The sequence below is a fragment of the Amycolatopsis sp. NPDC004079 genome, from assembly GCF_040610415.1.
Classification (GTDB): Bacteria; Actinomycetota; Actinomycetes; order Mycobacteriales; family Pseudonocardiaceae; genus Amycolatopsis; species Amycolatopsis halotolerans.
On record NZ_JBEXMH010000019.1, the window covers coordinates 19,480 to 45,839 of the forward strand.

Annotated in this window: 29 protein-coding genes; 16 read left to right on the forward strand and 13 right to left on the reverse strand. The window is 69.8% G+C overall.

The genetic code is table 11. From position 1 onward, the window contains the following. The first annotated feature begins 45 nt into the window (after window positions 1-45). Window positions 46-819, forward strand: a complete 774-nt coding sequence (locus ABZX37_RS20950; RefSeq protein ID WP_354741827.1) for a PE-PPE domain-containing protein — start codon at window positions 46-48, stop codon at window positions 817-819. 69 nt (window positions 820-888) lie between these two features. Here ABZX37_RS20950 and rox read toward each other — a convergent pair whose 3' ends face one another. The 4 genes from rox to ABZX37_RS20970 form a co-directional block, all read right to left on the reverse strand. Further along, on the reverse strand, window positions 889-2,316 hold the full coding sequence (gene rox, locus ABZX37_RS20955; protein WP_354741828.1) for a rifampin monooxygenase: 1,428 nt from the start codon (window positions 2,314-2,316) through the stop codon (window positions 889-891). Window positions 2,317-2,492: 176 nt separating this feature from the next. Further along, a complete protein-coding gene (locus tag ABZX37_RS20960; protein ID WP_354741830.1) occupies window positions 2,493-3,137 on the reverse strand; it encodes a methyltransferase domain-containing protein in 645 nt (214 codons plus the stop codon). Between the two features lie 52 nt (window positions 3,138-3,189). Beyond that, complete coding sequence (locus tag ABZX37_RS20965) at window positions 3,190-4,806, reverse strand: acyl-CoA dehydrogenase family protein (RefSeq protein WP_354741832.1); 1,617 nt, start codon at window positions 4,804-4,806, stop codon at window positions 3,190-3,192. Continuing rightward, window positions 4,790-5,395, reverse strand: coding sequence for a TetR/AcrR family transcriptional regulator (locus ABZX37_RS20970; RefSeq protein ID WP_354741834.1), 606 nt, complete (start codon window positions 5,393-5,395; stop codon window positions 4,790-4,792). The genes ABZX37_RS20965 and ABZX37_RS20970 overlap by 17 nt, the downstream gene beginning before the upstream one ends. 194 nt (window positions 5,396-5,589) lie before the next feature. On the opposite strand from ABZX37_RS20970, the gene ABZX37_RS20975 reads away from it, so the two are divergent. Both ABZX37_RS20975 and ABZX37_RS20980 read left to right on the forward strand, forming a co-directional pair. After that, the gene (locus ABZX37_RS20975) at window positions 5,590-6,234 is read left to right on the forward strand and encodes a DUF3592 domain-containing protein (RefSeq protein WP_354741836.1); all 645 of its coding nucleotides are present in this window, start codon (window positions 5,590-5,592) and stop codon (window positions 6,232-6,234) included. Between the two features lie 199 nt (window positions 6,235-6,433). Continuing rightward, window positions 6,434-7,300 carry an LLM class flavin-dependent oxidoreductase gene (locus tag ABZX37_RS20980; RefSeq protein ID WP_354741838.1) on the forward strand — a complete coding sequence of 289 codons (867 nt, stop codon included), beginning with the start codon at window positions 6,434-6,436 and terminating at the stop codon, window positions 7,298-7,300. Here ABZX37_RS20980 and ABZX37_RS20985 read toward each other — a convergent pair. After that, window positions 7,297-7,827, reverse strand: coding sequence for a hypothetical protein (locus ABZX37_RS20985; protein ID WP_354741840.1), 531 nt, complete (start codon window positions 7,825-7,827; stop codon window positions 7,297-7,299). The genes ABZX37_RS20980 and ABZX37_RS20985 overlap by 4 nt on opposite strands. Before the next feature lie 60 nt (window positions 7,828-7,887). Here ABZX37_RS20985 and ABZX37_RS20990 point away from each other — a divergent pair, with 60 nt between their 5' ends. From ABZX37_RS20990 to ABZX37_RS21005, 4 genes are all read left to right on the forward strand, one after another. Next, a complete protein-coding gene (locus ABZX37_RS20990; protein ID WP_354741842.1) occupies window positions 7,888-8,598 on the forward strand; it encodes an SDR family NAD(P)-dependent oxidoreductase in 711 nt (236 codons plus the stop codon). 27 nt (window positions 8,599-8,625) lie between these two features. Next, window positions 8,626-8,919 carry a hypothetical protein gene (locus ABZX37_RS20995; protein WP_354741844.1) on the forward strand — a complete coding sequence of 98 codons (294 nt, stop codon included), beginning with the start codon at window positions 8,626-8,628 and terminating at the stop codon, window positions 8,917-8,919. A gap of 674 nt (window positions 8,920-9,593) precedes the next feature. Next, the gene (locus ABZX37_RS21000) at window positions 9,594-10,619 is read left to right on the forward strand and encodes a tyrosine-type recombinase/integrase (protein WP_354741846.1); all 1,026 of its coding nucleotides are present in this window, start codon (window positions 9,594-9,596) and stop codon (window positions 10,617-10,619) included. A 4-nt stretch (window positions 10,620-10,623) separates the two neighbouring features. After that, window positions 10,624-11,088, forward strand: a complete 465-nt coding sequence (locus ABZX37_RS21005) for an SRPBCC family protein (protein WP_354741848.1) — start codon at window positions 10,624-10,626, stop codon at window positions 11,086-11,088. Window positions 11,089-11,298: 210 nt separating this feature from the next. On the opposite strand, the gene ABZX37_RS21010 is transcribed toward ABZX37_RS21005, so the two are convergent. The 3 genes from ABZX37_RS21010 to ABZX37_RS21020 all read right to left on the reverse strand — a co-directional run bounded on the left by ABZX37_RS21010 (window position 11,299) and on the right by ABZX37_RS21020 (window position 13,533). Continuing rightward, complete coding sequence (locus ABZX37_RS21010; RefSeq protein ID WP_354741850.1) at window positions 11,299-12,198, reverse strand: MerR family transcriptional regulator; 900 nt, start codon at window positions 12,196-12,198, stop codon at window positions 11,299-11,301. Window positions 12,199-12,242: 44 nt separating this feature from the next. Next, on the reverse strand, window positions 12,243-13,064 hold the full coding sequence (locus tag ABZX37_RS21015) for a hypothetical protein (protein WP_354741852.1): 822 nt from the start codon (window positions 13,062-13,064) through the stop codon (window positions 12,243-12,245). 97 nt (window positions 13,065-13,161) lie between these two features. Next, entirely contained in the window at window positions 13,162-13,533 is a 372-nt protein-coding gene (locus ABZX37_RS21020; protein ID WP_354742036.1) for a hypothetical protein, read from the reverse strand. 75 nt (window positions 13,534-13,608) lie between these two features. Between ABZX37_RS21020 and ABZX37_RS21025 the strand changes: the two genes are divergently transcribed. Both ABZX37_RS21025 and ABZX37_RS21030 read left to right on the forward strand, forming a co-directional pair. Next, on the forward strand, window positions 13,609-14,385 hold the full coding sequence (locus ABZX37_RS21025; protein ID WP_354741854.1) for a glycerophosphodiester phosphodiesterase family protein: 777 nt from the start codon (window positions 13,609-13,611) through the stop codon (window positions 14,383-14,385). Between the two features lie 40 nt (window positions 14,386-14,425). Then, on the forward strand, window positions 14,426-15,424 hold the full coding sequence (locus ABZX37_RS21030; RefSeq protein ID WP_354741856.1) for a YafY family protein: 999 nt from the start codon (window positions 14,426-14,428) through the stop codon (window positions 15,422-15,424). On the opposite strand, the gene ABZX37_RS21035 is transcribed toward ABZX37_RS21030, so the two are convergent. Further along, the gene (locus ABZX37_RS21035; protein WP_354741858.1) at window positions 15,357-16,061 is read right to left on the reverse strand and encodes a transglycosylase family protein; all 705 of its coding nucleotides are present in this window, start codon (window positions 16,059-16,061) and stop codon (window positions 15,357-15,359) included. The two genes, ABZX37_RS21030 and ABZX37_RS21035, sit on opposite strands and share 68 nt — an antisense overlap. 250 nt (window positions 16,062-16,311) lie before the next feature. Between ABZX37_RS21035 and ABZX37_RS21040 the strand changes: the two genes are divergently transcribed. From ABZX37_RS21040 to ABZX37_RS21050, 3 genes are all read left to right on the forward strand, one after another. After that, on the forward strand, window positions 16,312-17,712 hold the full coding sequence (locus ABZX37_RS21040) for an MFS transporter (protein WP_354741860.1): 1,401 nt from the start codon (window positions 16,312-16,314) through the stop codon (window positions 17,710-17,712). 22 nt (window positions 17,713-17,734) lie between these two features. Further along, window positions 17,735-18,496: a thymidine kinase gene (locus ABZX37_RS21045; protein WP_354741862.1), complete on the forward strand. Its 762-nt coding sequence runs from the start codon at window positions 17,735-17,737 to the stop codon at window positions 18,494-18,496. Between the two features lie 226 nt (window positions 18,497-18,722). Continuing rightward, window positions 18,723-19,070, forward strand: coding sequence for an RNA polymerase-binding protein RbpA (locus ABZX37_RS21050; protein ID WP_009078445.1), 348 nt, complete (start codon window positions 18,723-18,725; stop codon window positions 19,068-19,070). Window positions 19,071-19,277: 207 nt separating this feature from the next. On the opposite strand, the gene ABZX37_RS21055 is transcribed toward ABZX37_RS21050, so the two are convergent. Then, window positions 19,278-19,754: a cupin domain-containing protein gene (locus ABZX37_RS21055; RefSeq protein ID WP_354741864.1), complete on the reverse strand. Its 477-nt coding sequence runs from the start codon at window positions 19,752-19,754 to the stop codon at window positions 19,278-19,280. A gap of 116 nt (window positions 19,755-19,870) precedes the next feature. On the opposite strand from ABZX37_RS21055, the gene ABZX37_RS21060 reads away from it, so the two are divergent. After that, window positions 19,871-20,755 carry a LysR family transcriptional regulator gene (locus tag ABZX37_RS21060; protein ID WP_354741866.1) on the forward strand — a complete coding sequence of 295 codons (885 nt, stop codon included), beginning with the start codon at window positions 19,871-19,873 and terminating at the stop codon, window positions 20,753-20,755. Here ABZX37_RS21060 and ABZX37_RS21065 read toward each other — a convergent pair. Continuing rightward, the gene (locus ABZX37_RS21065) at window positions 20,715-21,887 is read right to left on the reverse strand and encodes an MFS transporter (protein WP_354741868.1); all 1,173 of its coding nucleotides are present in this window, start codon (window positions 21,885-21,887) and stop codon (window positions 20,715-20,717) included. The genes ABZX37_RS21060 and ABZX37_RS21065 overlap by 41 nt on opposite strands. Before the next feature lie 86 nt (window positions 21,888-21,973). Between ABZX37_RS21065 and ABZX37_RS21070 the strand changes: the two genes are divergently transcribed. The 3 genes from ABZX37_RS21070 to ABZX37_RS21080 all read left to right on the forward strand — a co-directional run bounded on the left by ABZX37_RS21070 (window position 21,974) and on the right by ABZX37_RS21080 (window position 23,935). Beyond that, a complete protein-coding gene (locus ABZX37_RS21070; RefSeq protein ID WP_354741870.1) occupies window positions 21,974-22,414 on the forward strand; it encodes a helix-turn-helix domain-containing protein in 441 nt (146 codons plus the stop codon). A 79-nt stretch (window positions 22,415-22,493) separates the two neighbouring features. Beyond that, the gene (locus tag ABZX37_RS21075; protein WP_354741872.1) at window positions 22,494-22,856 is read left to right on the forward strand and encodes a metalloregulator ArsR/SmtB family transcription factor; all 363 of its coding nucleotides are present in this window, start codon (window positions 22,494-22,496) and stop codon (window positions 22,854-22,856) included. After that, window positions 22,853-23,935 carry an SRPBCC domain-containing protein gene (locus ABZX37_RS21080; protein ID WP_354741874.1) on the forward strand — a complete coding sequence of 361 codons (1,083 nt, stop codon included), beginning with the start codon at window positions 22,853-22,855 and terminating at the stop codon, window positions 23,933-23,935. The genes ABZX37_RS21075 and ABZX37_RS21080 overlap by 4 nt, the downstream gene beginning before the upstream one ends. Before the next feature lie 7 nt (window positions 23,936-23,942). Here ABZX37_RS21080 and ABZX37_RS21085 read toward each other — a convergent pair whose 3' ends face one another. Together ABZX37_RS21085 and lnt are read right to left on the reverse strand one after the other, a co-directional pair. Next, window positions 23,943-24,710 (reverse strand): polyprenol monophosphomannose synthase, encoded by a 768-nt coding sequence (locus ABZX37_RS21085; protein WP_354741876.1) that lies wholly within the window; start codon window positions 24,708-24,710, stop codon window positions 23,943-23,945. Window positions 24,711-24,733: 23 nt separating this feature from the next. Further along, on the reverse strand, window positions 24,734-26,359 hold the full coding sequence (gene lnt / locus ABZX37_RS21090; RefSeq protein ID WP_354741878.1) for an apolipoprotein N-acyltransferase: 1,626 nt from the start codon (window positions 26,357-26,359) through the stop codon (window positions 24,734-24,736). Between the last annotated feature and the right edge of the window lies 1 nt (window position 26,360).

Genomic DNA, 26,360 nt, shown 5'->3' on the forward strand with positions numbered 1-26,360 from the left:
GCGTTCAGTAACCTTCTGACCATTCGACGCGGAGGGGACCCGATTGTGAAGAAAGCCAGGAGGATCGCGCTGATCGGCGCTGTCGTCGCCACGCTCGGCGCGGGATTCGCCAGCGCGGCGCCGGCGTCCGCCGACGGCGCGCACTACTACATCCTGATCGGCGGCACCTGCGACGGGAAGGCGTCGGTCTACCATCCGGAGTGGCTGCGGGGCGGCATCGCGCGCGTCGTCGACTATCCCGCCGGAGCCGCCGGCGCCCCGAACTGCGACCAGACCCCGATGGACCAGAGCGTCAAGATCGGACACGACCGAGGCCGCCAGGTCGTCCAGGACGCCTACCGGGAGAACCCGAACGCCGAATTCACCGTCGTCGGCTACTCCCAGGGCGCGATCGTGGCGAACATGGTGCTCAGCGACATCGCCGACGACCAGCTCGGCGTCGACAAGGCGAAGTTCAGCGCGAAACTCTTCGCCGACCCGATGCAGCCGCCCGGCCCGGCCGGAACCGGGATCAGCTCGACGCTCCCGCCCGGCACCGGACTGCCGTCGCCGTTCGGCGGATACGTGTCGTTCGGCGCGGGCCGCCCGGACTTCGACGGCGTCCGGTCCATCCGCTACTGCATCCAGACCGACGGCATCTGCGACTTCGACCCGATCCAGGCCGCGGGCGGGTATTTCGCCCAGCACTGGTGCTACCAGTGGCCGCGCCCGTCGGACCAGCGGTCGATCATGGGCGACACCATCGCCGACGGCGTCTACACCAACACGTCCGTGCGACTGGGCAAACAGGACTGCTGGGGCGGTCCGGTGCATCCCTGACCGCCGCCCGAGCGGGTTTCCCAACACCCCCAGCGAAGCCGGGAAGCCCGCTCGGGCCCTGCTACGTCCTCATCGCCGCGCGCCGAACCAATGCAACAGACGCGTCTCCAGCTCCCGCTGATCCTCGCCGGTCCAGACCACGTGCCCGTCCGGCCGCAGCAGCACGGCCGGGACGTCGAGGTCCTCGCTCACGTCCACGACGCGGTCGACCCGGTCCGCCCAGCCCTCCGCCGACAGCTGCCCGGTCTGGTCCAGCAGCAGCCCGCGGCCCTGGTGCATCAGCTCGTACAGCCGTCCTCGCTTGAGCGCCAGGTCCGGCATCCGCCGCCCGAGCAGCGGATGCCCCTCGCCGAAGTCGTAGCGGATGTCGAGCGCCAGCACCTTCTCCAGCAGCAGCCGGTTGACCTCCTCGAAAGCCATCAGCTCCGTCAGCAGCCGCCGCATCGCGCGCCCGTCGGGATCGGGCGACATCGCCACGGCCTGCGCGCGGACGTTGTCCAGCACGGCGTCGGCGACCGGATGCCGTTCGGCCTCGTAGGTGTCCAGCAGTCCCTCCGGCGCCCAGCCGTTGACCTCGGCCGCGAGTTTCCAGCCGAGGTTGAACGCGTCCTGGAGGCCGAGGTTGAGCCCCTGCCCGCCCAGCGGCGGGTGGACGTGCGCCGCGTCGCCTGCCAGCAGCACCCGGCCGACGCGGTAGTGCTCGGCCTGCCGGGTCGCGTCCCCGAACCGCGAGAGCCAGCGAGGGGAGTGGACGCCGAAGTCCGTCCCGGCGTACTCCCGCAGTTGGTGTTTGACCTCGTCCAGCGTCGGCGTCCGCGCCTCCCGGTCCTCGACCACGCCCGCGGCGGGCACGACCACGCGGAACATCCCGTCGCGGAGCGGCCCGACCCCGAACCACAGCTGCGTCTTGCGGATTTCCGTCACCAGCGCGGCGACTTCGGCGGGATCCGCGGTCGCCTCCATCTCGCCCAGCAGAATCTCGCGCCGCGCGGGCTCGCCCGGGAACGCGACACCGAGCGCTTTGCGCACCGTGCTCCGCCCGCCGTCGCAGCCGACGAGGTAGCGCGCCCGCAGTTCGCTGCCGTCGGCCAGCGAGACGGTCACCCCCTCGTCGTCCTGGCTCAGCCCGACGACGTCGCACCCGCGCCGGATCTCCGCGCCCGCCTTGACCGCGTGCTCGGCGAGCAGCCGGTCGGTGATCGGCTGCGGAAGCCCCAGCACGTACGGATGCGAGGTGTCGAGCCGCTCCGGCGCGGGCCGCGCGATCCCCGCGAAGAAACCCCCGACCGGGTGCGTCGAACCCTCGGCGAGGAACGGCTCCAGCATCCCCCGCTGGTCCAGCACCTCCATGCTGCGCGAGTGCATCCCCAGCGCGCGCACGAACTTCGGCGGTTCCGCCTCCTTCTCCAGCACGACCACGCGCACCCCGTGCAGCCGCAGCTCCGCGGCCAGCAGCACGCCCGCCGGCCCGGCCCCCACCACGATCACGTCCGCCATGAACTTCTCGTCCCCTGTACCGGAGCCGGTTTCCGCCCGCGGCATTTCCGCAGGCAGTGGCTCCGGCGGACGATTGTGGAGCACCACCCGGGCCTTGCCGCAAGCCCCGGGGTGCGCTATATGTTGAAGGGGACAGGGAGAAGTCCCTGCTCCCTTCCGTCCCCAGTGGACTTTCCTCAGCCCTCCTTGCGGGCCATCAAGTACGCCTGCTGGGTCGCTTCGAAGCTCGGTCCCGGCTCGCGCACCAGGCGCGCGTCCACCACGAACCCGGCGTCGGCGAGCAGGTGCGCGACGAAGTCCGGGTCGAGCCGGTACGCGTCGGCCGCGATGTCGTGCCCGTAGGCGTTCTCGATGCGGCGGCGATGGTTGTCGCCCACCTGGAACGCGGTCAGCAGCCAGCCGCCGGGCCGCAGCACCCGCGCGAGTTCCTTGGCCACCACCGGAAGCTCCTCCGGCGGCGTGTGGATCAGCGAATACCACGCGAGCGCCCCGGCGAGCGAGCCGTCGGCGAGGTCGAGCGCGGCCAGCGAGCCGACCTCGAAGCGCAGGTGCGGATGCGTCCGGCGGGCGACCTCGACCATCGCGGGGGAGAGGTCGACGCCGAAAACGTCGAGCCCCAGCGAAGCGACGTACCCGGTGAGACGGCCGGGGCCGCAGCCCAGATCGCCCACCGGGCCCTCGCCGGTCAGCTCCGCGAACGCGCCGAGCATCGTCCGGTCCCACGTGCTCGACTCGAGGAAATCCTTCAGCATTTCGGCGTACGACTCGGCGACAGTGTCGTACGCGGTCCGCGTCTCGGTTACGTAAACAGGTTCGGTCACGGGCAGGGACAGTAGCCCTCGCCGCCGGGCCCTGTCCGGCGAAACACGCGGACTAGACGCGGGCGCGGGCGATGATCGCGGAAGTGTCGGTTCCAGCGGGCAAAGTGCCGAAAGCCCAGCCCCAGTCGCCGCCGAACCGCGTGCCGCAGAACGCGTCCGCCACCGCGCGCGGCGCGTGCCGCACGAGCAGCGAACCCTGCAGCACCAACGCCATCGACTCGACGACCCGCCGCGCCCTGAACTCCAGATCGTCCACATCGGACAGATCCTTCTTGAGCCGGTCGACTGCGTCGTCGAGGCGCGCGTCCCCGCCCGCCGCCTGCTCCACCTCGGCGAAGAAAGCCGCCACGGACTCCGGCTGCCGTCCCATCGCGCGCAACGCGTCGAGCGCGGCGACGTTGCCCGAGCCCTCCCAGATCGACATCAGCGGAGCTTCGCGGTACAGCCGCGGCATGCCCGACTCCTCGACATACCCGTTGCCGCCAAAGCATTCCAGCGCCTCGGCCGCGTGCATCGGAGCCCGCTTGCAGACCCAGTACTTGGTCACCGCGAGCCCGAGACGACGGAACGCCTGCTCCTGCTCGTCGTCGCGCCGGTCGCCCGCGGCCGCGAGCCGCATCGACGCCGCCACCGCCGCTTCCGCCTCGATCACCAGGTCTGCCAGCACATTCGCCATCAACGGCTGGTCCACGAGCGCCTTGCCGAACGCGTGCCGGTGCGTCGCGTGATGCACGGCGCGCACCGTGCCCAGCCGCATGCCCGACGAACTCCCGAGTGCGCAGTCGAGCCGGGTGTTGTTGACCATCTCGATGATCGTCCGGACCCCGCGGCCCTCTTCGCCGACGAGCCAGCCCACCGCGTCGTCGTACTCGATCTCCGACGACGCGTTCGACCGGTTGCCGAGCTTGTCCTTCAAGCGCTGCAACCGGATCGGGTTCCGGCTGTCGTCCGGGAGAACGCGGGGGAGCAGGAAGCACGACAGCCCGCCGGGGGCCTGCGCGAGCGTCAGGAACATGTCCGACATCGGCGCGCTCGTGAACCACTTGTGCCCGACCAGCCGGTAAGTCCCGTCGCCCGCGGGCCGCGCCGCGGTGGTGTTCGCGCGGACGTCCGACCCGCCCTGCTTCTCGGTCATCGACATGCCCGCGATCAGGCCGCGTTTCGCGGTCGGCTCGCGCAACCCGAAGTCGTACTCGGTCGACGCCAGCAGCGGCTCGTACTTCTCGGTCAGCTCAGGATTCGCGCGCAACGCCGGAACCGCCGCGTACGTCATGGAAATCGGGCAGGTGTGCCCGGCCTCGGACTGGCTCCAGACGTAGAACTTCGCCGCCCGCGCCGCGTGCGCCCCCGGCCGCTCGTCCCGCCACGGCGCGGCCTGCAGCCCGTGCGACACCGCGACGTTCATCAGGTCGTGCCAATGCGGATGGAACTCGACCTCGTCGATCCGGTGGCCGAACCGGTCGTGCGTGCGCAGCACCGGCTCGTTCTCGTTGACCAGCCGGCTCCACTCCTGCACCTGCTCGCTGCCCGCCAGCCGCCCCAGTTCGCGCAGTTCGTCGACGACCCACGACGCCTCCGTGCGCCCGACCGCCTCCGCCAGCGCCGGATCGGCGGCGACGTCGTGCTCCAGCGGCGGAACCTGATTGACGACCTCATGCGTTGCGGGCATCCGAACCTCCCAGTGACCGCACGACGAACGTGCTCAACTCGCTGACCTCCGCCGACCCGCCGTTGGTCAGCGGGCCGATCAAGACTTCCGCCGCGGCGCCGACCAACGCCGCCGCACTCACCGCCGCGTCCTGCGCGGGCAACACCCCGGCCCGTACGCCTTCGGCGACGTGCTCGGCCACGACGTCCCGGAACACCCGCCGGAATTCGAGCCGCTCCGCATCGATCACCGCGTCCACGGGCTCCGCCAACAGGGCGTACGCAAGCCTCGGGGCTTTCAACGCCCGCACCGCGAACGTCTCGAACACCGCTACGACGCGGGCCACGGGATCGGCCGGTCCAGCTGCCGCTGAACGCACCGCCTCGACCTCGCGGGAGACGACCTGCCGGAAGACCCGCACGACGAGGTCAGCCTTGGTGGGGAAGTGCCGGTACACCGTGCCCACGGCAACACCCGCCCGCTCGGCGACGGCGGCAACCGAGCAGCCCGAGTAGCCGTGCTCGGCCAGCTGCTGCACGGTGGCGTCGAGGATGCTGTCCCGGAGCGCGTCGAGGCGCTCCTGGACCTTGGGCGTTCTGCGGTAAGCCACGGCAAGAAGTGAACCACCGATTCACAACTTGCGTCAACGGTGCGGCTCGCATCCCACGATGGGCAGGGTCAAGCACCTGTCCCCGGCAGCGCGGCCGGAACGGCACGCCACCGACGGTCTTCCACCAGGGTATGGAGCAGCTCTACGCTGGGCCGAAGGTGCGAAAGCCGCTGTAGACGCGGGCGGGGGACGGCGTGGAAGACTTTCTCCGGTTCGGGACGGCAGGGGGACGGGTCGGCGCGGAAGACGCCGGCCGGTTCGAGACGGCGAGACTGGCCGTTCGCCGTCGGCGAGTGGGCGTGCTCATGGCGGTCTCCGGCATCGTGTTGTTCAGCGTGTTCGTTTCGAGCGGGATCTTCCTGCAAAACCGCGCGGACGACCTTGCTGCCAGCGGAGTTCGGGTGCAGGGCACGGTCGTCGTGGTCAACGGCGATCGCCCCTCGCGGTCCGGCTTCGTCCATGTGCGCTTCATGGTGGACGGCGACGACCGGGTACGGGTGCTCAGCAGGACATCGAGCGAGCCCGTACCGCGGGTCGGGGACACGGTCACCGTGATGTACGACCCGGCAGACCCCGACCGGCTGCGCACCAGCGACCTGGCCAACGACCCATGGGGGCTCACCGTGGCGATGGTGTTCAGCTTCGTGCCGTCGTTGTGCTTGATTCCGGGCGGGTTCTTGACCTGGCTCGACCGGGAGCGGAGGCTTCGGGCGCGTTCTTACGTCCGGAGCAAGGCACCGCGCCCCCGTCGAGGACGCGACACGCTGGTGCTGTGGCGGGACTTCGGCCCGGCCACCCCGCGCCGACCGGCGCGCAAGCGCCCCAACAGCCGCGCCTGAAGCGGATGCGGGCGGAGCGGGGATCCGTCCAGGTCTCCCGCGCGGCCCGCACCGAGAGCGCCGGACTCGTGCCTCGCGATCAGCACGGGAGGCGAAGGGTTCGGCTGCCACCTGCACGCCGGTACAGCGTAGCGAGAATTCCGTGACGGGCCGGTTATTCGCTTGCCGTACCGCCTCTCTCGCCAGGACCATTTCCCGTATGCGCTTCTCGATCAACATCCCGAACTTCGGCGATTTCGCCGACGCCCGGACCGTGGCGAGAGTGGCCGCGGCGGCCGAACAAGAAGGCTGGGACGCGCTGTTCCTCTGGGACCACGTCGTCCACGACAAGGACAAACGCCGCGGCCAGCCGTTCGGCGATCCCTGGATGCTGCTGACCGCGGCCGCGCTCGCGACCTCCACCCTCAAGCTCGGCACGCTGGTCACCGCGGTGCCCCGCCGCCGTCCCGAGCACCTCGCCCGCCAGGTCGCCACCCTCGACGCCCTCAGCGGCGGACGGGTCATCTTCGGCGCCGGCCTCGGCGGACCGATCCAGGACGAATTCGGCAGCTTCGGCGAACCCACCGACCCCGTGCTGCTGGCCGAGCATCTCGACGAAAGCCTCGGCCTCCTCGACCAGTACTGGTCCGGAAACCCCGTCAACCACGACGGCAAGCACTACCAAGCCCGCGACGTCACCCTCCTGCCCGCCACGGTCCAACAGCCGCGCCCGCCCGTCTGGCTCGCCGCCGTGTGGCCCAACCGCCGGCCCGTCCGCCGCGCCGCGCGCTGGGACGGCATCGCCCCGCTGTTCACAAACGCCACCCACGGCGTCGTCCCGGCAGCGGAAGACGTCCGCGATGTCGTGTCCTACGCCCGAAAACACGGCGCGGGGGAGAAGTTCGAATTCGTCGTCGGCGGCCGCACCCCGGGCGACCCGGCCCGAGCCCGCGACCTGATCGCCCCGCTCGCCGAAGCCGGCGCGACCTGGTGGGACGAACGGCAGCTGATCACCACCAGCGACCTCGACCGCCTCGAACCCACCCTGCGCCGCATCAGCCAAGGACCGCCCAGGGGAGTGGACTAAACCTCGACCGCCAGCACCTCGCTCAACCGCTCCGCCAACGGCCGCAACGACTCCGCCGAAACGCCGTTGTCGAGACCAGCGGCAGGGAGGAAGCGAACGCTCGTCCCGGTAGTGCCATCCGCGGGCACCGCAACCAAATCGTCAACCGGGACGCCGTGGCGATACCGCTGCGTCCACGCCCCCTCCGCACGGCGATTCGTGTGCACCAGCCACTCGCTCAACGCCGCGACCACCGACATCCCGTATCGAGGATGCCCGTCCGGGAGGGGAGTGGCCGGCGGAAAATCGAAATACCGGAAGTCTTTCGTCGCCATCACCGGCTTCCGCACCGGCCGCCCGTCGTCGCCGACCGCCATCTGCGTCCCGCGACCGTCGTCCGACACCGAAACCGAACCGTCCGGGTGGAATTCGACGACCGCCCGGCCCGCACCCAGATCCTCGGCCTCGTCCGCGGCGTAGGCGAGCACCTCCAGAATCAGGTGACACAGTCCGGTCGGCGCGTACCGAGTCGGCTCCGGCAGCGGCATCTACCCATCCTGCCACCGATCCTTGACCTGGTCCGCGCTCCAGCACCTACCTTCGCGGCCATGACCACAACGCTCATCACCGGTGCCACCAAAGGACTCGGCTACGAAACCGCCCGCCGCTTGGTTGCCGCCGGACACACCGTCTACATCGGCGCGCGCGACGCCGCCCGAGGCCAGCGGGCCGCGGAGGAACTCGGCGCACGAACCGTTCAGCTCGACGTCACCGACGACGCGTCAGTCCTCGCCGCGGCGAAAACCGTCGAGGCTGACGGGGGACTGGACGTCCTCGTCAACAACGCAGGCATCGCCATCGAACTGGGCAGCGATGGGGAACCGGTCGGCGCACCGGACGTGACTGCCGACCTGATGCGGGAAACGTTCGACACCAACGTCTTCGGCGTCGTGCGAGTGCTTCACGCGTTTATGCCGCTCCTGCGACGCTCATCCGCGCCGGCGGTGGTGAACGTCAGCAGCGCGCTGGGATCGCTGGGCAGGATGGCCGACCAGGCGACGCATCAGCACGCGTACCGGGGCGTGGCGTACCCGGCGTCGAAGGCCGCGGTGAACATGGTGACTGTGCAGTACGCGAAGGCGTTTCCGGAGATCCGGATCAACGCCGTCGAACCCGGCTACACGAACACGGACATCAACGGACGCCGCGGCGGACAGTCCGTTGAGCAAGGCGCGGAGATCATCGTCCGGATGGCTCAGGTGGGCACGGACGGACCGACGGGCACGTACGTGGACATCGACGGTCCGCTGGTGTGGTGAGGCCGGAATGGCTGGAATACTCGTACTGTGGACGAGTATTCCTGGCCAGACGAGCGCCTCGTGGGCCGGGCTCGTGCGGCATGGGCGGCGACGATCGAGTCCTTGCCGGTGGGGACGTCGATTACGGGCAAGGTGATCGGCCGACAGCGGTTCGGAGTATTCGTGCGGATCGATGGCGTGCCCGACGCGCTGGGGTTGGTTGAGGTGACGGCGTTGCCGTGCGGCACGTCGCTGCCAGCGGTCGGAGACGCCGTCGTCGGCGAAGTGCTGTGGCACGCCGCCCATAACCACCAGATCAGGATCCGACCTTCCCAGCGCTGACTCTCAGGCGGGTGAGTGGTCTGGGTGCTGCTCAAGCAGCTTACTTGACATAATGTACATTATCGGCGTTTTGGCGACCTGCGGATCAGCGTGCCGAGGAGGGGTTTCTCCAGAGGTTTCTGATGCTGTCGCACGACTTGTCTCCGCACGCGTCCTCTGGAGCATTCCTGGCTCGCCGAGCATCAGCTGGCTTGCCTCTCCGTCACAGGTGGACGCTGGGCCAAGTTCCTGCGGAGCCTCAGGTGCCGTCTCGGCGAAGAGCCTGGAATCCCCGACGGGATCCACCGGGTGCAGTCGTGCTTAATTCGTCACCGTGACGAATTAAGCACGACTGGCTGGACGTTGAGGTTGGAGCACAACAACTTTCTCCAACACGCTGAGGCTGACTCGGACGACTTGAAGATCCACTCGACCAGATGAACGCGTCGCAGACCGGACCCAGCGTCAGGTGGATTCGCTGCACAGAGGCACGCGCGAACACCGACTTTTCACGCAACGCAGGGAGCATCCAAGCGCGAGTGGAGTGATCGAAAGGCGCTGTCCCCCAAGGGGATCCAGCCCCTTCTCAAACCTCGTCAAACCCCTTCCACGGCCATGTTTCATGCATAATCGCTATTATGCATCATATATCAGACAACAGGTAGGGCCGAAGCAGCGTCGAAATTGTCGGTGCTGTGCGGTACAAGATCACTATGCTCGTTTCCGAGGCACAGCAAGCGTTCTTCGCGGCACGGCGGCCGCGCAAGGACTCGCCGCACACCACTGCCGCTTATCGGCGCGATCTCGCCGGGATCACCGCTCTCCTGCTGGCCGAGTTGGGTCGCGCCGAGGCGGACGTCGAAGAGCTGACAGCGCCGGTGCTGCGGGCTGCCTTCGGCGTGTTTGCCGACAACCACGCGAAAAGCTCGGTGTTGCGCGCGTGGTCGACGTGGAACCAGTTCCTCACCTTCTGCGTGTCCGACGGACTGCTCCCGGGCAACCCGATGGGAGCAGTCGCCCGGCCCAAGACTCCCCCGCTCACTCCGAAACCGTTGCGGGGCGAGGAAACTCCCGAGCAGCTGCTCACCGCGGCGGCCGACGGTGCGCGGCGCGCGCGGGATCCTTGGCCGGAGCGGGACGTGCTGGTTCTGGCGCTCGGGCTGGTCGCGGGACTGCGGGCAGCGGAAATGCGCGCGCTCACGCCGCGGTCGGTCGTCGGGCGAGACGGTGAACTGAGGCTGCACGTCCACGGCAAGGGCAGCCGGGACCGGTCGATCCCGGTGCAGCCGGCGATGGCGAAACTGATCGAGGACTACCAGGCTTCGTGCCGTCGACGGTTTCCCCGGCATCGTTTTTCGTCGAACGAGCCGTTGCTGCGGGACCGGGCGGGCAACCCGATCGGGCGCGGTGCGCTGGAGTATCTGGTGAAGTCGTGTTACCGGTGGGCGGGTTTGCACGACCGCGTGCCGACGGGCGCGAATCTCCACGCGTTGCGGCACACCTTCGCCACGCGGCTGGCCGAGGACGGTGCGACCGCGTCGGAGATCATGTCGCTGCTGGGTCACGCGAGCCTCGCGACGAGTCAGAACTACATCGAAGCGACCGGCCGGGAACAGCGAGCCGCCGCGGCGAGCAACCGCACGTATCGGGCGCTCAACGGGTTGGCTCGGGAGGAGTCTTCTCGAGAGGGCACTGCGCGGGAGGTCGATGTGATTGCATGAGCGCGTGACTGACGAACCTTCGCGCGTCGTGCGCGCCAGCCGTGAGATCGAGGCACCGGCGGAGCGGATTTTCGAGCTGATCGCCGATCCGGTGCGGCAGCCCAGCTGGGACGGCAACGACAACCTGGCCGAGGCGAAGCCGGGCCAGCGGGTTCACGCGGTCGGCGAGGTGTTCACGACGACCCTCACGAACGGCTGGGTTCGGGAGAACCGCATCGTGGAGTTCGAGGAGGCGCGCCGGGTGGCGTGGCGTCCGTCGGAGCCGGGCAAGGAGCCGCCGGGGCATTTGTGGCGTTGGGAACTGAACCCGCTGAGCGCGACGCGGACTGAGGTGACGCACACCTACGACTGGTCCGAGCTGGATCCCGACGACACGATGCGCAACACCCGCGCGCGGTCCATGACAACGGACAATTTGACGGCGTCGCTGGAGAATTTGGCGCGGGCGGCGGAGCTTCCGCAGTCGTAAGCCGGGGCCCGCGCGCGGATTGCAGCGAGTGCGCGCTGTGTGCCAACAGGCGATCCAGGCCCGGGATGCAGCGACCCTGCCGCAACGAGTCGAGCGGATGCTGGTTCTCGGCCGTGTCAATGAACCCCTGCCCGCGCGGAGGCCACCATCAGCCTCTCCCCTGTGCCCGGCGTGGCTGAACAGGTCCTGTTCAGCCACGCCGTCCCGGCGTTATCGGTGTGCGCGCAGGGCGGCAGCGAGCCACGCGAAAGCAGGCACGCTGCGCGGTTCCGGCGGGCGATTGTCGATCAGGCTCAGCAGTTCCCAGTAGCGTTCGACGCGCGGTTCGGCGACCAGGTCAAGCCATTCGAGCAGGGCTCGCGAGTCGCAGTCAGCGGGCACGATCCGGTCGAGGATCGCGTGACCGGCAGCCGATTCCGGTGCGATCCCCTCCTCCGCCGCGGGACCAGCGTGTTCGAGGACGCCCGGGCGGATGGTGAGGCCGAAGTCGATGCGGTAGTCGGATTCGCCGCGGAGCACCATCTGCCGCATCGTGTGCTGGAAGTCGTCGTCGGAGACGAGTTCGGCCAGCTCTATCCAGGCGTCCACCTGAGCGGAAGTCGGGTCGTCGGGCAACTGCGGCGGCATCTCTCGCATGAACTCGGCGATGACCAGAGCGTCCGGGTCGTCGACCCCGGCGAAGATCTTGTCGACGAAGCCGTCGATGAGCTGTTGCCGTTCGCGGGCCGATAACCGGGCGAGTTCGTGCATCAGGGCCAGTCCTTCGGTCTTGTTGTCTCGGCTGAGGGCGTTGAGCAGGACCGCGCGGTTCAGCCGCAAGAGCTGGATCTGGGCTTCGAGTGCCTCGACGTGGCTCGCGGCGATTTCGGCCAGCGTGGATCGGCTGTCGAGTACCTCGCGCACCGCGTCCAGGCCGAAGCCGAGTTCGCGCAGCGTCCTGACCAGGTGCAGGCGGCCGACCGCGTCGGCGCTGTAGAGCCGGTAGCCGCCCGCGGACCGTTCCGCGGGCGGGATTACTCCGCTGTCGGACCAGAATCGGATCGTCCGCGCGGACAGTCCGGTGCGGCGGGCAAGCTCTCCGATCGGGTAGCGGCCGGTCGCTTCGTCCATGCCCTCAATCTGCACCTTCCACCCGCTGGAAGGTCAACTCGAATTCAGGCGGCCGTCGTGCTCCGGGGGAAGTCCTTGCGCTTGATCTTCGCCCGCCGTCCGTCCGGGTGGTGGAACACGATCCCTTCCGCGAGGTGGCCCGGCGAAAACTTGCTGTCCAAAGTGGTCAGGAACTCGCGCAGGCCCTGGTAGCTGCGCGGGACGTCCCGCACCGCGGGCGCTTGGAAGTCGAACGGCACGCACCGGTGCTCCGGCAAGGCCAGCGGGTTGCCCTGGATGCGCGGCCCGAGCGCTTCGCACGGGTGCTCCCCGTCCGCCCACTCCGACACGTCGGTGTTCCCGGCGGCGGCGAGGATCCACTTGTCGTCGGCGGAGGTCTCGTCGGTGTCGACGTACCAGCCGTCCACGATTCCTTGCTGTTTCTGGGCCTTGCTGGGGTTGCGGCGCTTTTCGACGCGGACCAGGAGGCCGGAGCGGACGGTCAGGCGAACGTTGGTGCCGTCGAGTTTCTCGGTCCCCACTCCGGCCCCGTCGAAGACCCACGCGCATTCGGCGCGGGGCCGGTCGACCACCTGGAAGCGCTCGTCGCGTTCGAAGAGCGTGGGGATCTTCTCCATGACTTGGTTCCCTCTCCTGACATGCCCCAGTAGTTCCTCGTGGCTGACGACGCCCTCGGCCAGTCCGCTCGCCAGCGACCGGACGAGGTCCGCGACCGACACGTCCGCTTCGACCGCGACGTGCTTCAGCGCCTTCTTCTCCTCCGGGGAGATCCAGGCGACCAGCCGCGACCAGCCTTCCGGGGGCGTCCAGCGCGCCGGGGCCGCGGGGCTTTTGCGGGGCCGGCCTCGCCCTCGGGGTTCGTCCATGGCGGGAACACTAGAGCCGCGAGGCCACTTGTGTCAATTGGCATAACCGAAAATAGTCAGCAGGTCAGACAGCGAGTTTCGGGGGAAACAAATAGCCTCAGCGAAGCTGTTCGAGATCCTTGGCCGCTGTAGCGATCTCCTCGGCGAGCTGTCGCAGCTCCCCCGCAGTCGCGCCGTCCTGGGCAGCGGTCACGATGTCCTCCGCCGCGCAACGCAGCTGGAAGAGCCGGTCCTGCAACGCGGCGATCTCGGTGTCCGACAGCACGACCGCGTCCTCGGGCAGGCCGCTGCGCTGCAGGGCGGTCCGGCGTTCGTACGCGCGTTGGCGGCAGGATTGCCCGCAGTAGCGTCGGCGGCGTCCGACGTTGCCCGCTTCGGGCAGGCGGCGGCCGCACCAGCCGCAGTGTTTCGGGGCGTTCGTGCGGCGCGGCACGACGCGTTCGTCGCCGGTCAGAGCGGTTTCGGCCAGTTCCCTCACCCGCCGGACTCTAGCTGTCCATCACGTTCTCACGACGGGGCCACACCGATGGCGCAGACTGGAAGCATGCGTCCACCGTTTCCGTACCTCGCCGACTCGCTCCCCCGCGCCTTCGCCCACCGCGGCTGGCATCTCGGCGACCTGGAGGGGCTGGAGAACTCGCTGCCGGCGTTCCAGCGCGCGGCGGCCGAGGGGTATCGCTATCTGGAGACCGACGTGCACGCCACGTCGGACGGCGTGGTCGTCGTCCACCACGACTCGACGCTCGATCGGACGACCGACGGGCGCGGGGCGATCGCGACGCAGACCTGGGCGCAGCTCAAGGACGTGAAGATCGACGGCCGGGCGCCGTTGTCGCGGCTGGAGGATCTGCTCGAGGAGCTGCCGGAGGCGTTCTTCAACATCGACGTGAAGGCCGACGGCGCGGTGGTCCCGTTCGTGCGGGCGCTGCAGCGGACCGGGGCGATCGACCGGGTCGCGGCGGCGTCCTTTTCGGACTCCCGGCTCGCTCGGCTGCGCCGGCTGGCCGGGCCGAAGCTGCTGACCGCGATGGGGCCGCGGTCGGCGTTCCTGTTGTGGGCGAACGGGTGGGCTCCGCTGCTGCCGATCAGCCGGTTCTCCGCGGGCTGGCTCGCGCAGGTTCCGGTGCGGCAGGGGCCGTTGACGGTGGTCGACCGTTCGTTCGTGAAGTCGGCGGTGCGGCGCGGGTTCGAGGTGCACACGTGGACGATCGACGACGCGGACCAGATGCGGACGCTGCTGGACCTCGGCGTGCACGGCATCGTCACGGACCGGCCGGATCTGCTGCGCGAGGTGCTGCGGGAACGGGGTGCGTGGAAGTAGCGGACAGAACCTGACCGCTGCTCGAGGCAGGATCAAGGGCGTGCCGAAGACCTCCGCGCGGCTGTTGTCGCTGCTCTCGTTGCTTCAGGCTCGGCGGGATTGGCCGGGTGCGCTGCTGGCCGAGCGGCTGGAGGTCAGTCCGCGCACGGTGCGCCGCGACGTCGACCGGCTGCGGGAGCTGGGCTATCCGATCGTCACGACGAAGGGGCCGGACGGCGGTTACCGGCTCGACGCCGGTGCGCGGCTTCCGCCGTTGCTGTTCGACGACGATCAGGCGGTCGCGCTGGCGATCGCGTTGCAAGCGGCGACCGGAGCCGGCATCGAGGAGGCGGCGAAGCGGGCGCTGCAGACCGTGCGGCAGGTGATGCCCGCGCGGTTGCGGCATCGGGTGGACGCCTTGAGCTTCACTGCCGTCGAGCGCCCGGCCCCCAGCGCGGATCCGCAGACGCTCGTCGCGTTGAGCGCCGCGGTGCGGGCCCGGGAGGTGCTGCGATTCGATTACGCCCCAACGGATACGCCGCCTCGGCGCGTGGAGCCGCATCATCTCGTGACGTGGGGCCAGCGGTGGTATCTGGTCGCGTGGGATCTCGATCGCGAGGACTGGCGCATCTTCCGCGCGGACCGGATCACGCCGCGGACGCCCACCGGGCCGCGGTTCGCCGAGCGCGGGCTGTCCGACGTCGCCGCGTTCGTGGCCGCCAAGTTCCGCGGGACGGATCTGTCCGGCGAATGGCCCTGTCGCGGCGAGGTGATCCTGCGTCTCCCGGCGAGCGAGGCGGCGAGTTATCTGGCCGACGGGGTCGTCGAGGCGCTCGGGCCGGACCGGTGCCGGGTGAGTCTCGGGGCTTGGTCGTGGCGCGGGCTGGCCGCTTCGTTCGGCCGGGTCGACGCTGATCTCGAAGTCGTCGGCCCGGCCGAACTCGCGGAAGCGTTCCAGCAGCTCGCCGCGCGCTACGCCGAAGCGGGGCGGGTCAGCGCGGAGCCTTGCCCTCCCACGCGGCCCTCCACGTCTTCGGACCGAGCCGGCCCGAGTCGTTGATGCCGTTGGCGCGCTGCAGGTCCAGGACCGCGGTGCGGGTCTTGTCGTAGTAGCAGCCGGTGCCGCTGAAGCCGTAGCCGAAGGCGTTCATCCGCAGCTGGAACGTGCGCAGCGCGGGCGCGCAGTCGCCGTAGGCGTAGACGAGGCCGGGCCAGGCGGGAGTCGCGCCGGGCGGTCCCGGCGGCGGGGTGGGCTGCGGCTTGGGCGCGGGCGGCGTCGGCAGTCCGCCGCCGCCGATGTAGGCGGCCTCTTCCCAGGACGGGACGCGCTTGCTGCGGGCGTCGCCGTCGTTGGACAGGCCGAGCATGCCGCCGCATTCCCACGGCTGCCAGCCGCGCATCCGGTACAGGTACAGCGCGCGGTAGTCCTGCTCGCGGGGGCTGGCCTGGTCGGGGCGGCCCTGGCCGCCGACGCTGCGCCAGGTGGAGAGGTCGAACTGGTAGGCGCCGTAGTAGCCGTTGCCGGTGTTGATCGTGTAGCGGCCGCTCGACTCGCACATGCGGAGCTTGGCCCAGGTGTCCGAGCGGGGGTCCGCGGAGGCGGCGCCGGTGACGACGAGTTCCATGCCGAGGACGGCGACCACGAGCAGCAAGGCTCGAGCGGCGGCCCGTCTGGCAGTGCGAACGCGGTTGGTCATGCCACGCACACTAAGCACGTGACTCATGGACCACAAGAGTCACACCACGCACAGCAGTCTCACATGACACGCCCGGATATCGCGGCAGCGACACGCCCGGCCCGGCGTGTCGCGTGTTCCTGCGCGCGGCGTGGCGGAAACCGGAAGCGACGAACCGGACACGGTTTGCCCCCTTCGGCGGTACCGGCTGCCCTCTCGGCAGTAATGTCCGGCGCGACCTGGAGATTCATGACCGAACGAGGAGCCGTGGATGACGCTGGCCGAGACCCGGGACAGCAAGCGGGAACGGTGGGGCTGGTACTTCTACGACTGGGCCAACTCGCCGTTCTATTCGTCGGTCACGACCGTGTTCGGCGCGCTGTATATGAGCACCGTCGCGGCGGCGGACGCGAAGCAGAACATCACCCTTAACGGGGACAGGGCTTGTCTCAACGCGGCCGGAGCGGACGACAAGCTCAACCACTGCGACGTGTCGGTGTTCGGCCTCCACTTCCCCGCCGGTTCGCTGTGGGGCTACCTGCTGTCGGTGGCGACCGTGGTGCAGGTTCTGGTGCTGCCGATCGCGGGCGCGGTGGCCGACCGCAGCCGCAACAAACGCAAGATCCTCGGCGGGTTCGCGGTGCTGGGCGCGGTGGCGTCGGCGCTGATGTTCTTCATGGCCGGTTCGGACTGGCAGCTGGGCGCGGCGCTGTTCATCCTCGCGAACATCGGGTACGGCGGTTCGCTGGTCGTCTACTACTCGTTCCTGGTGGACATCGCGACGCCGGACGAGCGCGACGACGTTTCGGCCAAGGGCTGGGCGTTCGGCTACCTCGGCGGCGGGCTCGCGCTCGCGCTGCAGCTCGCGTTCTACCTCAGCCGGGAGTCCCTCGGCATCGACACCGGTCTCGCGGTGCGCATCTGCTTTCTGACTTCGGGCATCTGGTGGGCCGTCTTCACCGTCCCGACGCTGCGGCGGCTCCCCCGCGTCCACGTGCCGACCGAGACCGCGCGCGGGGTTTCCGTGCTGCGGTCCGGTTTCCGCGAGCTGCGCCAGACGCTCGCCGAGGCGAAGGCGTATCCGCTCACGCTCGCCTTCCTCGGCAGTTACCTGCTCTTCGCGGACGGCATCAACACCGTCGTCACGGTCTCGGCACAGTACGGGAAGGACGAGCTCCGGTTCTCCGACGAAGTGTTGATCATCACGGTGCTGGTGATCCAGTTCCTCGCCTACGCCGGCGGCGTCCTGCACGGCCTGCTCGCGCGGCGGCTCGGCGCGAAGCGGACGATCCTGGTCAGTCTCGTGCTCTGGGTCGTGGTGCTCGGCGGGGCGTACTTCGTGCAGCCGAGGCAGCCATTGCAGTTCTTCGCCGTGGCGATCGGCATCGGGCTGGTGCTGGGCGGGACGAACGCGCTGGCCAGGTCGCTGTTCAGCCAGATGATCCCGGCCGGGAAGGACGCCCAGTACTACTCGCTCTACGTCGTGGGCGAGAAGGGCACGTCGTGGCTGGGGCCGCTCGTGTTCGCCGGCGTGGGGCAGGCGACCGGGTCGTTCCGGCTGGCGATCATCGCGCTCGTGGTGTTCTTCGTGCTCGGGTTCGTGTTCGTCGCGCTGGTCCCGGTGCGGCGCGCGATCGCGGCCGCCGGCAACCGTCCGCCGGAGGTGCTGTGAGGCCCAGATAGGGTCGGGCGTCGTGACCGCTGCAGACGACGTTGTTCTCGAGGACCCCACCGACGCGCTTTCCGCGGCCCCGCCGGCCGGGGCCCGGCGCAACGGTCCCGCGCGGGGACGGCTGAAGTTCTGCTACGGCCCGATGGACTGCGGGAAGTCGACGCTCGCGCTGCAGATCGACCACAACCACGCGCGCCAGGGCCGCCGCGGGCTCGTGCTGGTCCGCCACGACCGGTCCGGCGCGCCGCAGATCACCAGCCGGATCGGCATCGCGCGGCGGGCGACCGAGGTCGCGACCGGCACCGACATCCGGGACCTGGTGCGCGAGCAGTGGGCGCGCGGGCAGCACGTGGACTACGTGATCGTGGACGAGGCGCAGTTCCTCTCCCCCGTCCAGGTCGACCAGCTGGCCGAACTCGCCGACGAGGCGGGCATCGACGTGTACTGCTTCGGGATCGCGACCGACTTCCGCAGCACGCTGTTCCCCGGGGCCGCCCGGCTGTTCGAACTCGCCGACGAACTGCAGCCGGTCCAGGTCGAGGTGCTCTGCTGGTGCGGGCTGCCCGGCCGGTTCAACGCGCGGGTCCGCGACGACGTGATTCTCCGTGACGGAGACACCGTTGTGGTAGCAGATACCGAACACTCCGTAGTTGAACCTTCAGCTTCAGCACGGTCTGATGCCGAAATGGTCACGGTCCGTTATCAGGTACTGTGCCGTCGGCACTTCCGCTCGGGGGATCTGGGACCCGCTGCCGCCCAGCACGGTCAGTTACGGTTGTCCTAGAGCTAACCTAACTAGCCCGACTGGGGGATATCCGCACTAAGAAGGCGGTATCCGCGTCACGTCAGAGGGCGAAACGACTCCCTCTGGAGGAAGCTGAAGACCACGGGTGACGCAGCTCATCGTGAGCAGCGACATGGGGCGCCGGGAATCTCTCGGATGCCTCGTTCGTTGCATAGGGTGAGCATCACCCTGGCTCCACCCGGAGCTGACTGAAAGGAATCCCACTATGGCCGACCGTGTTCTCCGTGGAAGCCGGCTGGGAGCGGTCAGCTACGAGACCGACCGCAATCACGACCTCGCTCCGCGCCGTACCGTGCGCTACTCCTGCCCCAAGAACCACGAGTTCGAGGTGCCGTTCTCCGACGACGCCGAGATCCCGACGGTGTGGGAGTGCCGCCTGCACGGCAGCGAATCCGAGATCGTCGACGGCGGGCAGCCCGAGCAAAAAAAGGTCAAGCCCCCCAGGACCCACTGGGACATGCTGCTGGAGCGCCGCTCCATCCCCGAGCTCGAGGACCTGCTGAACGAACGTCTCGCCGAGCTCAAGGGACGCCGGACCAGCCGGTCCGCTTGAGCCTCGGCCAGTAGCTGGCTCCCACCACCGAACAGGAACGGCCCCCGCGACCTCCCCCCCGCGGGGGCCGTTTCGCGTCCGCGGCACGGGCGCGGCCAGCCAGTCCGACGCGGAGGCCGATCGCCGTCTGCGTTTCGGGGGCGGCTTCCTCGCGCGCACCGGGCCAACGCCCAGCCTTTCGCAGACCTCCACGGGTGTCGGCCGGGTTCAGGCGGCCGCGTCGGCGCGGGCCTGCCGCCAGCGCGGGCTGTCGACGTAGTGGTTGTCGTACTGCTCGGACGACGCCGCGATCTCCTTCGGGTCCGCCTCGCCGCGGGCCACGCGGTCGAGCAGCCGGTAGTAGTCGAAGCGGTCCATGCCGGGAGTGAAGACCACCAGGACGTCGGCGGCGGAGCCCGCGGCCGGGCCGAAGGCGTGCGGGACGGTCGGCGGCACGGCGAGGAAGTCGCCGGTTTCGAGGGTGTGCAGGTCGTCGCCCGCCAGGACATGGAGTGCGCCGCCGAGGACGAAGAAGAACTCGGTCGCGCGGGTGTGGAAGTGCGCCGGGGTGCCGAAGACGCCCTCGTTCAGGGTGGCGCGGTTGGTGGTGAAACCGCCGGAGTCGGCCAGCAGCGTGATCAGGCTGCCGGGAGCGTCGGAGAGGACTTCGGCGGCGGCGGCGCGGATCAGGGTGGTTTCGGACATCGGTTCCTCCTCGGTGGAGCTGGCTGACAAGGACTACTTTTCCGTCGCTGAGCTGGGCGAACAACGACGAAGTGCGCATCGGTTGATAAGCTCTGGGTTATCGATCGGAGGCGTGGGTGGAACACCGGGACATCGAGGTTTTTCTCGCGCTCGCCGAGGAGCTGCACTTCGGCCGGACCGCTGAACGGCTGCGCGTGTCGCAGGCGCGGGTCAGCCAGTCGGTCAAGACGATGGAGCGCCGGATCGGGGCGCGGTTGTTCGACCGCACCAGCCGGCGGGTCTCCCTCACTCCGCTCGGTCGCGGGCTGGAGGCCGACATCCGGCCCGCTTACCGGCAGCTGCTGGCCGGGATCGAGCGTGCGGTGGCGGCGGGACGCGGCGTCGAAGGGACCTTGCGGCTCGCTTTCGAGGCTCCGGCGGTGGCGAACCTGATCTTCGACGTCACGGGCGCTTTCCGGGCCCGGCACCCGAGCTGCGAGGTCGACATCAGCGAGGCGCCGTTCGAGGACCCGCTCGCCACGCTCCGCTCCGGCGAGGCCGACCTGGCCGTGGTCCTGCTGCCGGTCGCCGACCCCGCGATCACGACCGGACCGGTCGTGCACACCGAGCCGATGGTGCTCGCGGTCGCGTCCGGGCATCCGTTCGCCCGCCGGGAGTTCGTCACCTTGGAGGATCTCGGCCGCGACACGGTCCTGCGCGCCGCGCACCCGCCGCCCGCCTACTGGCGGGAGCCGCCCGAGCCGTGGACGACGCCCGCGGGCGTTCCGGTCACCCGCGGGCGCGCCTATCGCACCTTTCAGGAACTTCTGCTGGTCATCGGCGCGCGCGAAGGAATCTGCCCGTTGGCCGCGCACGCCGCGGAGTACTTCGCGCGACCGGGCATCGCCTTCGTGCCCTTCCGCGACGCTCCGCTGGCGCAATGGGGATTGATGTGGCGCAGCGCCGGGGAGACCGCGCTGGTCAAGGCGTTCGCAACGACAGCCGCCGAGCTCCGGCCTTAGCCACAGCCCACACCGCGAACGCGCACCCGGCGAACGCCGCGCCCAGGATGCTGGAGCCGGTCCAGCCCGCCGCCGAGAACGCGGTGGTCGTCGTGGCCGCGCCCAGGGCAGAGCCAAGCGAGTAGAAGATCATGTAGCCGCCGATGACACTGCTCGTGCGGTCCGGATGCGCCGTGGTGAGCAGGTGCTGATTGCTGACATGCACTGCCTGCACAGCGAAATCGAGCACCAGCACGCCCACGCCCAGCAGCCACAGCGACGGCCGCCCGACTGCCAGCCACGACACCGCGAGCAGGACCAGCGCTCCGCCGGTGACGAGGCTCGCGTGTCCCCCGTCCGCCCAACGTCCCGCGCGGGCGGCACCGAGCGCGCCTGCCAGACCCACCAATCCGAACAGGCCGATCTGCGCGGTGCTCAGGTTCCACGGGGCGGCGGCGAGGGGCAGCGACAGGCCGCTCCACAGCGCGCCGAACGAAGCGAACAGGAAGAACGCGATCAGTCCCCGCGAGAGGAACAGCGGCTCGCGGAAGAGGCCGCCCAGCGACGTCAGGACCTGGCGGTAGGTGGTGCCGTCGCGGCGCGGGTCGGGCGGCATCGTCTTCAGGACGAGACCGGCGAGTGTCACCAGCAGCACCGCGAGTGCGACGTAGACGCTGCGCCAACCCCACAGTTCGGCCAGCGCACCGGCCGCGACGCGTGCGCCGAGGATGCCGATGACCACGCCGGAGGTCACGACGCCGAGCGTGCGGCCGCGTTCGTCCGAAGTGGACAATGCGGCGGCGTAGGCGACTGTCGTCTGCACGACCACCGCGAACAGGCCCGCGAGCGCTAAACCGGTTAGCAGCAGCCAAGTTTGGGTGGCGGCTGCGGCGAGCGCCGTGCCCACGGCGGTCAGCAGCAGGTGCCCGGCGATGAGCTTGCGGCGGTCGACGAGATCGCCGAGCGGGACCAGCACGGCGAGTCCGGCCAGGTAGCCGAGCTGTCCGGCGGCGACGATCCAGCCCAGTCCGGCGTCCGGCACGCCCAGGTCTCCGCCGATTTCGGCCAGAACCGGCTGAGCGGCGTAAATGCTCGCGACGGCGACCGCGCACACTGCGGCGAACACCGTCCGGCGGCCCGTGGTGAGGCCCATGACTCCCCCAATCAGTAGCTAATTGCAACTGATCGCACCGTACGGCAGAATGGTTTCAAAGAGCAACTCATCAAGGAGGCGCGCCCGTGGGCGAGAACTCGGCCTGGACCGACCCGTCGTGTCCGGTGGCCCGCACCCTGGACCTCGTCGGCGACCGGTGGAGCCTGCTGATCGTCCGCGACGCGATGGACGGCGCGCGGGCGTTCACCGACTTCCAGCAGCGCACCGGCATCGCCCGCAACATCCTCACCGACCGGCTGCGCCGCCTGGTCGAGCGCGGCGTCCTCGACCGGCAGACCGCCGAGTCCGGCAAACGGCAGGTCTACTCGCTCACGCAGGCCGGGCGCGATCTGTTCACCGTCGTCGTCGCGCTCCGGCAATGGGGCGAGCGGCACGCCTTCTCCCCCGGCGAAGACCACTCGGTGCTCGTCGACGAGGCCGGTCAGCCGGTTCCGCCGCTCATGCCGGTCGCGGCGAGCGGCGCCGCCGTCGACGTCGGGACGACCTCGGTGCGCAAGGTTCGCTGAATTCCGCCTGCCCCTTGCTCCGGGGACACGACGGGCCTATTGTCAACGTACTGCTTGATAAAGAGATCGGTTGATAAAGATGTCCGTTGACAACGTCGAGGACCGGCTGGACCGGGCGTTCACCGCGCTGGGAGACCCGATCCGGCGTGCGCTGATCGCCCGGCTCTCGCGCGGCGAAGCGACCGTGAACGAACTGGCCGAGCCGTTCCCGGTGACGAAACAAGCGGTGTCGCGGCACGTCCAGGTGCTGGAGGCGGCCGGGCTCATCACGCGCAGCCGCGACGGCCAGCGCCGCCCGTGCCACCTCAACGCCGCCGCTCTCGAAGAGCTCACCAGCTGGATCGACGCCTACCGGCTGACCCGCGAACGCGAGTTCCGCCGCCTCGACAGCATCCTCGAAGAGGCCAGTGCCCTCGAAAAGACCAAGGAGCAAGACCGATGACCGCGACCACCATCAGCGCCCAGCCCGGCAGCCCGTTCATCGAGGTCGTCCGCGATTTCGACGCGACCCCCGCGCAGTTGTTCCGCGCCTTCACCGACCCTGACCTGTTCACCCGCTGGCTGGGTCCGCGCGACATCGAGATGCGCATCCTGGAGTTCGACGCGCACTCCGGCGGGGCGTACCGCTACGTGCATCGCGACTCCGACGGCGGCGAGTACTTCTTCCACGGCGTCTTCCACGCGGTGGAGAGCGCCGAGCGGATCGTCCAGACCTTCGAGTACGAGGGCGCGCCGGGCAACGTCAGCCTGGAGAGCATGACCTTCGAGGACCTCGACGGCCGGACGCGGCTGCGGACCCGGTCGGTCTTCCCGAGCGTCGAGGCGCGCGACGCCATGGTCGCGAGCGGGATGGAGCGCGGGATCCGCGATTCGATGGACCAGCTCGGCGAACTCGCGCGCGACGCGGACCGGCCGGGAGCGAGCCGGGTGGTCGTGGACATCTCGATGTCGCTGGACGGCTACGTCACCGCCCCGGGAGCCGGTCCCGACCACGGGCTCGGCATCGGCGGAGAACCGTTGCACGCCTGGGTTTCCGAGCCGACGCCGCGCGATTCGGAGATCCTGCACCGGTCGTTCACCGACACCGGGGCGGTGGTCATGGGCCGCGCCATGTTCGACGTCGTGGACGGCCCCAACGGCTGGGCCGACGAGGACGGCTACGGCGAGGGCGAGGACCGGATCCCCGCGCCGCCGGTGTTCGTCGTCACCCACGCCCGGCCCGAAAAAGTGCGGCTGGGCGAGCGGTTCCGGTTCGTCACCGACGGCCTCGAAAGCGCGATCGAGCAGGCTCGCGCGGCCGCAGGCGGAAAGAACGTCACCGTGGGCGGCGGCGGGTCGATCGCGTCGCAGGTCCTGTACGCCGGATTGGCGGACGTGCTGCGGATCCACCTCGCGCCGATCGTCCTCGGCGACGGAACCCCGTTGTTCCCCCAAGGAAATCCCGGGCCGGTGCGCCTCGAGCCGCTCGGTGCGGTGTCGACGCCGGGCGCCGAACACCTCACCTACCGCGTCCTGAACTAGAAAACCGTCAGCCTCGGCCCAGCAGCTTCTTCAGCTGGGCCAGGCGGCGCTGCACGCCCCACTCCGCGACCCGGAAGAACGCCTCGGACATGATGCCGCCGCTCATCTTCGACACGCCGATCTCCCGGTCGGTGAAGGTGATCGGCACCTCGACGATGTCGAACCCGGCGTCCGCGGTGCGGCGCGTGAGGTCGATCTGGAAGCAGTAGCCGTGCGAGGCGACGTCGTTCAGCGCCAGCTTCTCCAGCACCGGACGGCGGTACACGCGGAAACCCGCGGTCATGTCCGCCACCTTGATGCCCAGCGCGATCCGCGAGTACAGGTTCGCCCCGCGCGAGAGCAGGGTCCGGCGCAGCGGCCAGTTCACCGTGCTGCCGCCGGGCACGTACCGCGACCCGATCGACAGGTCCGCGTCGCCGACCGCGTCCAGCAGGCGCGGCAGGTCCTCCGGCGCGTGCGAACCGTCGGCGTCCATCTCCACGAACGTCGCGTAGTCGCGCTCCATCCCCCAATGGAACCCGGCGATGTAGGCCTTGCCGAGGCCCTCCTTCGCGGTGCGGTGCAGCACGTGCACCCGCTTGTCCCCGGCCGCGCGCTCGTCGGCCAGCTCCCCCGTGCCGTCCGGGCTGCCGTCGTCGACGACGAGCACGTCGACGTCCGGAAGTGCCTTGTGGAGCCGGTCCAGCACCGGGCCGAGGTTCTCCCGCTCGTTGTAGGTCGGGATCACCACCAGCACCGGTTCGATCGTTTCGGCCCCCCGCGGCGCCTGCGCCATCCGTCTCCTCCGCATCCGGCGAGTCAGCCCGCCGTTTCCCCTGCTGTGGTCCCCGTTGTCACTGTCTTGCCGGTACCGCGCCGGGTGCGAAAACGGAGCACGAACCCGCCGGCGACACCCGCGATCGCCAACGCCAGCAGTCCGTACTCCGTCCACGCACCGATTCGATCCGACAGCGTAGTCTGCGTGCGCAGCGGCACGCGCCCGACCAGGGCATCCGCCGTGAAAAGCCCGGTGGAGCTGGTGATCGTCCCGTCCGGGGCGACCAGCGCGCTCACCCCGGACACCGCCGACACCACCACCGCGCGCCCGTGTTCGACCGCGCGCAGCCGCGCCATCGCCAGCTGCTGGTAGCTCATCTCCCCCGGCCCGTACCACGCGTTGTTCGTCGGCACGACGAGCAGTTCGCCGCCTGCGTTCGCCGCGTCGCGCGCGGGGCCGTCGAACGCCGACTCGTAGCAGATGAACACGCCGATCTTGGCTCCCGCGACCGACAGCGCGGCATTGGAGCCGTCGCCGGGCCGCATGTCGCGGGTGTCGTCGATGAACGGCGTCACCAGCCGCGCGATCGCGCGCGCGGGCACGTATTCGCCGAACGGCACCAGATCCTGCTTGACGTAACGCTGTCCCGGCCCGGTGTTCGGATCCCAGACGACAGCGGAGTTCTCCGCCGCCCCGTCCGGCGTGCGCACGAGCGCGCCGATGATCCCCGGGGCGCCGAAGGCCGACAGCATCTGGTCGACGCCCGGGTCGTCGCCGTCGAGCGGAGTGGAGGTTTCCGGCCACAGCACCAGATCCGGCTTCGGCACCTGTCCTGATTGGACCTTCTGCAGCAGCCGGGAGCTTTCGGCGAGAGCGTTCGCGCGCAGCACCCCGCGCTGTCCCTGCAGAGCCAGTCCGATGTCGGGTGCGTTGCCCTGCACGGAGGCGACGGTGAGCGAACCGTTCTGCGCCTCGGTCCCGATCGTCGGCCACACCGCGAGCCCGGCCGCGGCGGGAAGCACGGTGAACACAGCGGGCCACACCAGCGCGCGGTCCCAGGCTTTTCGCGTGCGCCACAGGTTGCTTATCACCGCTGCGAGCCCGAAACCGGTGAGCACGACGGCGAAACCGACCAGCGGCGCGCCGCCGACCGACGCCAGCGACAGGAACGCGCCCTCGGGCTGGCTGAACGCGACCCGGCCCCACGGGAACCCGCCGAACGGGAACCACGTGCGCGGCGTCTCGAGCGCGACGAACACCAGAGCGCCCCAGAGCGGCGCCAGCGGCAGCCGCGCCACGACCCGGATCAGCCACCCGGCGAGTCCGAAGTAGAGCGACAGCGCGAACGACAGCGCCAGCCACGGCAGCGGCCCGAAATCGCGGCCGAGGAAATCCTGCAGCCACACCAGCAGCGGCACGAAGAACGCCATGCCGAACACGAAGCCGTACCCGAACGCGCCCCGGAACGACCGTCCACGAAGGACCAGCGCGAACGCGGCGAACGCGATCGGGGCCAGCCACCACAGCGGGCGCGGCGCGAAGCTGAGGTAGTAGCCGTAGCCCGTCGCCGCCGTCGCCAGGACGCGCGCGAGCCAGGGCTTCCACGCCCGCTTTCGCTTGGTCTTGTGCGGAACGCCCGAATCGGCGTCCGCCACGCTCACTGCCACA